8 protein-coding genes are annotated in these 10,060 nt (G+C 57.4%); 4 read left to right on the plus strand and 4 right to left on the minus strand.

The features are described 5' to 3' along the window. The first annotated feature begins 779 nt into the window (after positions 1-779). On the plus strand, positions 780-1,988 hold the full coding sequence (locus HK28_RS08455; RefSeq protein ID WP_233140439.1) for a DEAD/DEAH box helicase: 1,209 nt from the start codon (positions 780-782) through the stop codon (positions 1,986-1,988). 496 nt (positions 1,989-2,484) lie between these two features. Here HK28_RS08455 and HK28_RS08460 read toward each other — a convergent pair whose 3' ends face one another. Continuing rightward, entirely contained in the window at positions 2,485-3,240 is a 756-nt protein-coding gene (locus HK28_RS08460) for a class I SAM-dependent methyltransferase (protein WP_086644157.1), read from the minus strand. A gap of 100 nt (positions 3,241-3,340) precedes the next feature. On the opposite strand from HK28_RS08460, the gene HK28_RS08465 reads away from it, so the two are divergent. Continuing rightward, positions 3,341-4,147, plus strand: a complete 807-nt coding sequence (locus HK28_RS08465; RefSeq protein ID WP_086644158.1) for a helix-turn-helix transcriptional regulator — start codon at positions 3,341-3,343, stop codon at positions 4,145-4,147. Between the two features lie 18 nt (positions 4,148-4,165). Here the strand turns inward: HK28_RS08465 and bioD are convergent, their stop codons facing one another. From bioD to HK28_RS08480, 3 genes are read right to left on the minus strand one after another with little or no spacing between them, the layout of a single operon-like run. After that, positions 4,166-5,662: a dethiobiotin synthase gene (bioD, locus tag HK28_RS08470; RefSeq protein ID WP_233140440.1), complete on the minus strand. Its 1,497-nt coding sequence runs from the start codon at positions 5,660-5,662 to the stop codon at positions 4,166-4,168. After that, the gene (locus tag HK28_RS08475; RefSeq protein WP_086644159.1) at positions 5,659-6,330 is read right to left on the minus strand and encodes an alpha/beta fold hydrolase; all 672 of its coding nucleotides are present in this window, start codon (positions 6,328-6,330) and stop codon (positions 5,659-5,661) included. The genes bioD and HK28_RS08475 overlap by 4 nt, the downstream gene beginning before the upstream one ends. Continuing rightward, positions 6,330-7,520 carry an aminotransferase class I/II-fold pyridoxal phosphate-dependent enzyme gene (locus HK28_RS08480; RefSeq protein WP_086644160.1) on the minus strand — a complete coding sequence of 397 codons (1,191 nt, stop codon included), beginning with the start codon at positions 7,518-7,520 and terminating at the stop codon, positions 6,330-6,332. Before HK28_RS08480 ends, HK28_RS08475 begins: the two co-directional genes overlap by 1 nt. Positions 7,521-8,095: 575 nt before the next feature. Between HK28_RS08480 and HK28_RS08485 the strand changes: the two genes are divergently transcribed. Both HK28_RS08485 and HK28_RS08490 read left to right on the plus strand, forming a co-directional pair. Continuing rightward, complete coding sequence (locus HK28_RS08485) at positions 8,096-8,422, plus strand: hypothetical protein (protein ID WP_086644161.1); 327 nt, start codon at positions 8,096-8,098, stop codon at positions 8,420-8,422. 210 nt (positions 8,423-8,632) lie between these two features. Continuing rightward, a complete protein-coding gene (locus HK28_RS08490) occupies positions 8,633-9,949 on the plus strand; it encodes a hypothetical protein (protein ID WP_143217368.1) in 1,317 nt (438 codons plus the stop codon). The last annotated feature ends 111 nt before the right edge of the window (positions 9,950-10,060 follow it).

The raw sequence follows: 10,060 nt of genomic DNA on the forward strand, positions 1-10,060 counted from the left end.
AAATATAATAATATAGTTGAATATTTTTTATAAAAAATAAGATAAATTGATTAAAAATATTTATATATATGTATCGTATTGTTTTATACACATAGTATATTTTTTTAATCATTAATATCACCACAGATTCAATACCGTTAAAGAACCGTCAATTTGCCTCTTCGTTTTCTTCTGGGGCTAGGAATAATAGTGATTGTTCGCCCATCATTTAAATGAAGAGAGAGTATCCATGCCACGAGCCCTGATTTGGTCCGCGGAACTGGATGAAAAACTGAACCATCTAGTAAATAATAAAAAAATGACTATCAGAAGCGCTGCAAAATTTCTTGGAGTAAGTCGCAGTTTTATTCACAGACGATGTCAAATGCTACAACGGAAAACAAACTTTAGATCATGTAGCGTTGAGCGTGAACGTGCCGGCTTCGAGCCTCTCGCCGCCGGACACCCGATCAGTTGGCTAGCCATCCAGATTCAGAGACCCGTCCACTTGCCACCAAACGAGAACAGTTATCACGCACAAGCCGCCTAAAAGGCATCTGCTCGGATGGACGCATCCGAGCAGGCGACAGCGCCGCTGTTGCTCGCACTCGAACAACAGCCCGCCCCCGACCCGCGACCAATAGCCTCACCAGGGCGAACGCGCCTTCTCAGGCGCGTGGTTTGATTCCGCATGGACTCAGGTTGCTCTATAAGGAGGGTCTGATTCGCTTTTGGACGGGTTCATGCCTTCGCAGACTTCCACCTCCCCAACGAATGCGCCGTCGCCAGGAAAAAGCGATATGGCCACACTGGGTTTAGCCCCCCGTTTGACGGCCATGGCCCTTCAGGCGGGACTAGGCGTTCCTACGCCCATTCAATCCCGCGCTATACCGGTGATTTTGGAGGGCGGCGACGCTGAGATTATCGCACCGACCGGGGCTGGAAAAACCGCCTGCTATCTCCTGCCGTTGATGCATCTCCTGTTGGCTAGGCGAGCCGCAAGAGTGCTTGTTGTCGCGCCGACACGCGAACTTGCGCGCCAGATCGCCGCGATGGGACGTCAGTTGGCGCCGACTCCCGAATTGCGTCCCTTCGCGGTCTATGGCGGCGCTCACGAAGAGGCCGAGGCGCCGGAAGGCGCACAGGACGACACTCCCGAGCGCGCGCGTATCATCGTCGGAACGCCTGGACGCCTGCTCGACCTCACGCGGCGGGACCAGATCGACCTCGCCTCCTGCCGCCACGTCGTGCTAGATGAAGGCGACAGATTGATGTCGCCGGAATTTCGGGATGAGATGTATGACCTTCTCCCTCTGTTAGCCCCACAGCGGCAAACGATTCTCGTATCCGCCACCCTGCCGCCTGCAGCGCGGGAGGCCTCCCGGCGCTTCCTCTACAAACCTCAGACCATTGCCCCCGAAACAGGGAAAACGAGCATCCGGCAGGCGATCATGTTCGTTGAAGCTGCGCAGAAGCCTCTGGCCGCAGAAGCGGTTTTGCGTCGTCACCCGGACCGTAACGCCATCGTCTTCGTCGCCAGCCGGGATGAGGCTGGCGCTCTCGCCAAGCAATTGCGTAAGCGGGGCCTGAAAGCTGCGGTCCTGCACGGCGGCCTCACCCAGCCAGATCGTAATCGCGCCATGCAGGAATTTGCTTCCGGGCGCGCGTCGGTTCTTGTCGCGACGGATCTCGCAGCCCGCGGACTGGACATCGAACAGGTTGGCCAGGTCATTAATATGACGCCCCCCGAACAGCCGGAGACTTATGTCCATCGCATTGGCCGCACAGGTCGGGCCGGGCGCGTAGGTTGGGCTATCACCTTATGCGCAATGAACGAACGCAGCGCGATGCGTAAAATTGAAACCGCTCTGTCCATAAAGCTGACAGTCTTACCTACGGAAATTTCTACACCGGAAAAAGCCACGCCGCGCGTTGAACCTACGACCTCTCCGGCAAGAAACCGGCGCCGTTCCGAGGGTGGGCGGAGTAAATCACCCAAAACGGCATGACCTTGCCGAGAGCGAACTTTCCGTCAAACCCTCGTCCGGAGCCACATGAAGGTATGCGCCTCTTGTCTGGAGCCTAAGCAATCGACCCTGCTTACCCGCGACGCAACCGATTCAGACTGTCGGCCCGCAGCCCCATCCGCGGAATTATAATATTTTTCTGATCGCCAGCGCAGAGATAGCGGCTCGCAACGAATTCGACGCACGAAGAAATTCATACGACACAAGAAATACACAACAAAACAAAGGGAAAATATAAAATTAATGACGATGTATCGTTAAACTTGAAAGCAATGTGCAACCTCGTTCGATGAGACGATCATCGCCTCCTCTCCGGTTAATTGCACATTAATCCCGTGTCCCTGTGTAGGAAATTCAGAAACGAAAAATCGCTTCTTTTATACGTCAACATTCATCTGTCAGCTTCCATGATAAAGAAATTTTACGACACAAAATTTACCTAAAGGCAACGCCGCAGGGTGGTTCGTTGCGTGAATTTTCACACCGCATCCGCGACGAAGATAGAAACATCAATCGTAAAACTGCCATCGTTCTCAATCTCCAGAATACATGCCACGCCCTCCGGCGCGGCCTCTTGAAGGGATCTGATAGCTGCGATCCTTTCCGAGGGTGTTTGTGTCCGCCTGACCCAACTCCCGAATTCCATGCGCAAACGATCCGTCGAAACTTCCTTGAGAACGAACCCGGCGTCATCGAGCAGGTTGCGCCACTCGGCGACGGAATAATCTCTTATGTGCGAGACGTCCCGCAGGAGTTCCAAGGTCTGCAACCAACTGTCGGCCACCGCGACGGTCGGCGCCGTCACATCGATGAACATGGCCTCCCCCTGCCGCGCCAGAACACGCCGCGCCTCACGTAACCCCGCTGCAGCATCGTTCCAGTGGTGCGTGGTGAATCGGCAAAAGACGGCGTCGAAGACGCCATCCTCGAATGGAAGCCGTTCCGCCGGAGCCTGTATCGTTCTGATATTCGTCAAGCCAAGGCGGATCGCCTCCGCGTCTACAGCGCGCAGCATCTGGTCGGTGACGTCGCACGCTATTACTTCCGCCACATGTGCGGCCAGGCGATAGGCGACATGCCCGCCACCGCATCCGAGATCCAGGACGCGACGCCATTGCTTCCCTTGTGCCGCCCGCTCGATCGCGTCGAGATCGCCACCCTGGCTGTGCACCGTGCTGGCGACATAATTCTGAGCGCGAGCGCCGTAATGATGCGCCGCGTATGACTCCGTCATGGTCGAGTTCCTACTCTGTGCGTGTGTAATCACGGCGACACTGCCGCGCCCATAAAGCGAGTATAAGGTCCAATTTTATCATGGTATAAAAACTCCCATCATGACCGTCCGCTCCAGTACAGCTACAGCCATCGGCGCGTTTTTACGGGCGCGCCGGGACGCGCTTTCCCCACTCGAAGTCGGTCTCCATCCAACGCCGGGCCGCCGACGCGCCAGAGGATTACGGCGCGAAGAAGCCGCGCATATCTGCGGAATCAGCACCACATGGTACACTTGGCTGGAACAGGGGCGCGACGTCTCGTGCTCAGCCGCAACGCTAGGGCGCATCGCGAGCGCCTTGCAGCTCACGACAGCCGAACGCGTCTATCTGTTCGAACTGGCGCGACTCAAGGACCCACAGACGCCAGCGAGACTCCATGACATCATTCCAGCGCCGGTGCTGACCATGCCTGAGCAGGTGAAAGCTCCCTGCTACGTTTTGGACCGGCTCTGGAACGTCTGCGTGGCGAACGCCCCTGCCCGTCTTCTCTTTGGCGAGTGGCTGAACGGTGATGATCCAAACTTACTGCGATACGTATTCCTGTCCTCTGAGGCGAAGAATTTTCTGAGTGACTGGGAACACAGCGCACGTCGCGTTCTCGCAGAATTTCGCGCGGACAGCATTCATGGTGAAAAAGAACAGGTCAAAAGCTTGATCGAGACGTTGCGTGCCGGAAGCTCCGAGTTCGACCGACTGTGGCATGATCAGGCTGTTCTCGCGCGTGAAGGCGGAGCGCGGAGGTTTCGTCATGCTACTGACGGGGTACTGAATTTTGAGCAGACTACATTGATTTTCGCGACATGGCCGCAATACAAGCTTGTGACGCTAACGCTTGCCCCACCAGCTTCCAGCACGCCGGACATTTGAGCGCCGATCCACATACCGTCACTTTACAGGCCAAAGCGGCAACAAACGCGACGCCTCAGCGACGGTCTCCGGCGTCGGCTGCTCGAACGGCGGAATTTCCGCAAGCACGGCCACATGCCCGTGACGTTCGATCGCGGCGCGATTGCCCGGCGACAGCGGCCCGTTCATCACCACCCCTGCAATCGCGACGCCCCGCGCCCGCATCGCTTCGATGCTCAACAATGTGTGGTTGATGGTCCCGAGGCCGCTTCTTGCGACCAGCACTACCGGCAACCCGATGCGCTCGATCAGATCAAGAATCATCGTGCCCGCCTCGCCCGTCTCTGAGGATGGCGCGGTCAGCGGCACGAGAACTCCGCCTGCACCTTCCACGACCAAGGGCCGGTCTGGTTGCGCCATCGGCGTAACCAGCAGATCCAGATCGACGCGCCGCCCCTCCGCAGCGGCGGCGTCTTCCGGCGATAACGGAGCCAGAAATCCCTCCGCGCCAGGCACGGTCCTGTCGGGCGGCGCTGCGCCAAGAGACACGATTGTCGCTGCATCCCCATCTTCCTCCGCGAGACCGGTCTGCAGCGGCTTCCAGTAAAGGGCGTCCCACGCACGGGTCAGGCACGCCGAAACGAAGGTCTTGCCAATGCCCGTGTCGGTTCCTGTCACAAATACGCCCGCACGAGGCGGAGTGCGGAACAGGCCATAAGCGATCCGCCACGTTACCTCTCCACCCGCCGCGTCAAAACGCGCGATAACGCGGCGCATCGCTCCGGGCGACAGGCTGACCGTGTCCGGAGCAGCCTCAGTCGCTCCAATGGCGCGCAAACCGCGCATGAAAGCCAGGCCGCCTCCGGTCTGCTCCACCAGAGTTTCGACGTCCCATCGACCACTGGCCTCCGGCGTCCGCCACGGCGTCGCCGCGCGATGTGGCCAACCGTTCTGCAAGGCGAACTCGGCGGGATATTCGCGCATGCCGCAAGCAAAGCCCGGCCCGGCGTGCGCGGAGCGCCATTCGGCGAAACTTCCGTCTGCGAGCGTCGTCGCCGCCAAAATTCCGCCGGGACGCAGCATACGCGCCAAGCCTGCGAGCGCCTCGTCTCGCGGCTCAATCCATTGCAGCGCCAGATTGCCGCACACGAGATCAAACTGCCCGGACAGGTCGTCCGGCAATTCGGGCTGGGCCGCGTCCATTGTCGCGAAATCCGCCTTGGGGCATCGGACGCGCGCACGCTCGACCATCGCCGGAGAGATATCAGTCGCCACGATCTGCGCTTCGGGCCACATTTCTCGCAACAACCCGGTCAGAAATCCGGAACCACAGCCAAATTCCAGCACGCGACCCGGCGCACGCCCAGCGAAGGCCGACCGCAAGCGCGCCGCCAACCGCCGGGCGGTCGTGCGTTGCACCGACGCTGCGGAGTCATATGCTGCTGCGCTGTCGAAGCGCGCGGCGATACGCAGGCGCTCCTCACGCAGGACTTTCGCCGATCGATTACCGAACTGGGTGGAGCGCATTGGCGTCATCCAATCTCTTTTTGCTGCGCGATAGTCTGGCGAATAAAATCCGCGCATAGATCCGGTCGCGTGAGCGGCAGGAGATGACCCCCGTTATCCGCCCACTGGATACGCTGCGTAGGAAACGACGCTCGGGTCATCGGTTCGGTGACGAGCAAGTCGTCCCGACTGCCGAGCGCAGCCATGACCCGCCCTGCCCGTCCGCTGACGTCGCCGTCGCGCAAACGCATCAGATCCTGACGTAATCTGTTCGTGTCGAGCGTGCGAGATTCCTGAGCGACGTCGCGGCCCTGTTCCTCCGAAAGTCCGCACCGCTCATGGAATGCGTTGACAACGCCTTGCGCGTCACGATCAAGGCCAGCGAGCATGCGGTCGATCAGTCGCTGTGGCACACCGTCCGGGAAGTCTGCCGCACGACTGAAACGCGTAAAGGCGTTGATTCCCAGAATCACGCTCTCCGCGTGCAATGAAGCCTGAGACAGCAACCAGAGCAGGCCGAAGGAATGTCCTACGGCGACGACAGGTTCATCCAGAGGGATGCATAATTCGGAAGAACCAAAATACCCAAAGTCGAGAACATGAATTTCGTCGTCGAAAACTCCCCCCCGTAACCTGTCGCGCACAGCGCCCCATACCCGCCCATCGAATCCCCACCCATGCGCAAGAACGATATGCATCACACAGGCCGGTGAAGACGTATTATGACGTCAGCCAACCGCTCGACCATCTGCTCCGAATGCGCGGCGGACAACGCGACGCGCAGACGGCTCTGCCCATCGGGAACAGTAGGCGGACGAATCGCGACAGCCAGCAGCCCCTCCCCTTCCAGCGTCTGCGCCACGCTCAGTGCGTCGGCGGCGGAGCCGATCATTACGGGTACGATCTGGGTCGATGACTCGCCGGTCGAAAAACCCGCCCTGATGAGCCCGTCCCGCAACAGCACACCATGATCAGCCACCCGTCGACGCTGATCGTCCAGAGACGGCAGCAGCTCCAGGGCAGCGTCCGCGGCGCCCAGAACGGCAGGCGGCATGGCGGTGGAATAGATAAAGCCTGATGCGCTGTTGAGCAGCCAGTCACACAATGCACGCGATCCGGCGATATAGGCGCCCATACCGCCAAGAGCCTTGCTGAAGGTGCCCATGATCAAATGCACTCCGCCCGGCGCGAGCGAAGACAGGCCTGCCCCGCCTGATCCAAGCACTCCGGTTGCGTGCGCCTCGTCCAGACAGAGAAATGCCCCGAACCGCTCCGCCAAAGCCGCTAACGCAGGCACGTCCGCGCGATCTCCGTCCATACTGAAGACACTCTCAGTCAGGATAATCCGAAGACCAGACACTTCCCGCCGGGCCTCGAGCAGCGTCTCAAGATGGCCGAGGTCGTTATGCCTGAAGCGAATTTGACGCACGCCAGCCGCAGCACACCCCTGATGCAGGCTGGCGTGGTTCAGACGATCGGTAAAAACCAGCGGCGGCGCACCGACCTGCTCCACCGACAGTCTGGCGAGCGCCGGAACGAGCGAGGCGTTCGCTTGCCAGCCGCTGGCGAAGAGCAACGCCGCTTCTGCGCCCTTGAGCGCCGCGACACGAGCTTCAACCTGCTCGTGCAGAAACATCGTGCCTGTCACAAGGCGAGAGGCTCCGGTTCCAGCGCCATAGCGAGCCGCCCATTCGCACGCACGCTCGACGAGCACAGGGTGCGAGGCCAGCCCGAGGTAGTCATTGGAAGAGAAGTCAACCACTTGTTGGTTGGCCGCATTAAAGCGAACGCCCCCAGATACGGGCGAGAAGGCGCGCAAGCGTCGGCGTCGGCTTTCGCCGCCCAATCTCGCCAGCGCGTCCTGGAAAAGGGGATCGAACCGCGTCATAGGGTGGGTCTCGTGCCGGAGACCGGGGCCATGGTCAACTATTCGTCTGGAAAAGCGCTTTCGCCCGCGCAGACGCAACCGATGTTAGACAGACTGCCCGTCCATATGCCTCTCCCAGATCATTCGTCACGGGGACCGCTAAATCACGTCCTCGATTACGATTGGACTTAGATTAGATGTTAACTTCAGCAAACAAGATTAGATCATAGCGAAAAACGCAAATATTTATAGATTTTCCGAAAAAATTCTAAAATCAACAATGTAAAATGTTTATTTATTAAATAAATAAAGCTATTATTCAAAAATACGGCCGAATTTTTCATGTTTATTTCGATAAAATTCACTCATGCAGGTCAAATATTCGTGCGAAAAATATGTTACGAAACAATATCAATTGCGTCAGGATGTTGACGTTAAAATTGCATAAAGATTCATTTTGTTTCATTTAACGCTTGTTTTATCTATTTATAGACGCTTAGCTGTTTTTGGGAATAACCCCCACACCTTCGATGAAGCGTGTGCTGCGCTCTACATTGTCTGTGTGCATTGAACGATCAATTCCAAGGAACATCTCGATGCGTGATTTGTCTGATCTTGAAGTAAGCACCATATCCGGCGGCGGATCCCTGCTGATTTCGCCCACTGCCGGAGGGCTAAGCGCTCTGCTTGGCAACGCGCTCATTGGCGCCGCCAACACGGTCAATGCGTTTCAGGACGCAATCAGCCCTATCGGCGTCGCTCTGACCGCCGTCAGCGGTCCGATCACCGGCGCGCTCCATCAGTTCAACGACTACGCCATCTATCAGGCGTCTCAAGTCGTCGACACTATCGGAAAAGCTCTGGGCGGCACGATCACGCCTGAATATCATTATGTAAACGAGTGGATCAAAGGCATCGACTGATCTTTAGTCGCACATGACTTACCGGCCGACGGCGCGCCGCTCGGTCGGCGTTCCACATTCAATCAAATGACGACCTGAACGTATTCCGCGCCAGGCGCGCGCCCTCTTCAGGGGAAGAGCGCGCAAGCCATGCCTTGAAGATTGCGGCGGACCGACGCCCTGCGCGGAGTGACAATCCAGAGGGCGTCGCTAACGCGATTGCAGGAAACCATGCAGGAATCAACGTCCACAACAGGCCCCCTGAAACTTACAACTTCACAATTGGCGCAGCTTAGCGCCGACACGGACGGCGGCACGGCGAACGCCCTGCTTGGCTATGAGGACATGCTTTCATTCCTCAATACAGCTATTGCCGATGGAACCAACACACTCGACTCACAAAGTACCTTCTGGTACGAACAAGCCATCACCGTTAACGGCAACGATCCGACAAGCTTTGGGAATATCTTCATCCACGCCGCGACCGATTATGGTCTCGCGTGGGATGACAAGTCTGTAGTTTTCCAAAATCTCTCCGATAAAATCGGACTGGCCGTCATTTCCGGAACAATCGAGACCGGAAGCCTTCAAACAATCAACTCGATGCTTGAGGATGATATTGGAACGTCCCTGCAATACGGCGGAATGACTGTCGGAGGATGGGGGGGATCGTTCTACTACTGGGACACCCCATATCAGGGCTCAGAGACCGTCGGACAAGCCATCATGGCCGACCCCGCGCAATACGATAAATTCATAGCAACCACCGCCAACGCGATAGTCGTCGCTGGAAACTCTGCTATTGAACAGCTTGGCCTTACGTTCAGCACCGGCTCAGTAGCAAACGAAGTCAACGAGTTTCTCAACATTCTCAACGTCGGTGTTCCGACTATCATCGATTCAGCCGTCCAGACCGACGTCAAGGCCGAGGTCATCGCAAGGGCGTTCGAAGAGGACGTTCTCGGCCAAAGTGCCGCTGGCGACCCCAATTATATCAATGGGTATCTCTACCTGGGCAATAGCTGGTTCGGCGGTAGCCAGTGGATCGCGACGGGCGCCGCCAGTTCCAGCGCCATCAAGGTAACTGACAATGCTGAACTGGACGCCCTTCGCGCTACACGCATCAGCGAGCAGGATACGAAATCCGGAGATGCGGCTACGAACATCTACTCCGCAATCGGCGTAGCCGCGACTGCGGCCGCCACCGGACAACTGACTTTGCCATCGGAATTACAAAAAGCTCCAGGCGCAACCATCAGCGCGAGCCAGACCACTTCATCCGTGTCGCTCAATCTCCCGAGCGTTCCGCAGAACATCGTCGACGCTACGTTGCAGGATATTCTTGCAGATATCTCTCACGGACTCACGTCAGACTTTCTATCGCCCATCGTAAACGTGGTCAGCACAGGTTTGACGGATGTTGTCAACATAGCGGGCAGCGTTCTCAATGCACTGACAGCAGGAGCCAGTTCGACGGCGTCAGTAGCCTCGGCGTCGCACCACGCCGGTTCTGGAAATCACAATCTGTTCGAAGGTTTTTTCAAGTAAAGCTTATCGCCTAGAGGGTGTTATGTATTTTCTGGCGTGAGTGTTTCAGAACGTCTGGATGAATACTGCACGCAAATCATATCCGTCTGATATCAGCGACGAAGAATGGTC

Origin of the sequence: Acetobacter sp. DsW_063 (assembly GCF_002153745.1) — a bacterium.
In the GTDB taxonomy this organism is placed as follows: Bacteria; Pseudomonadota; Alphaproteobacteria; order Acetobacterales; family Acetobacteraceae; genus Acetobacter.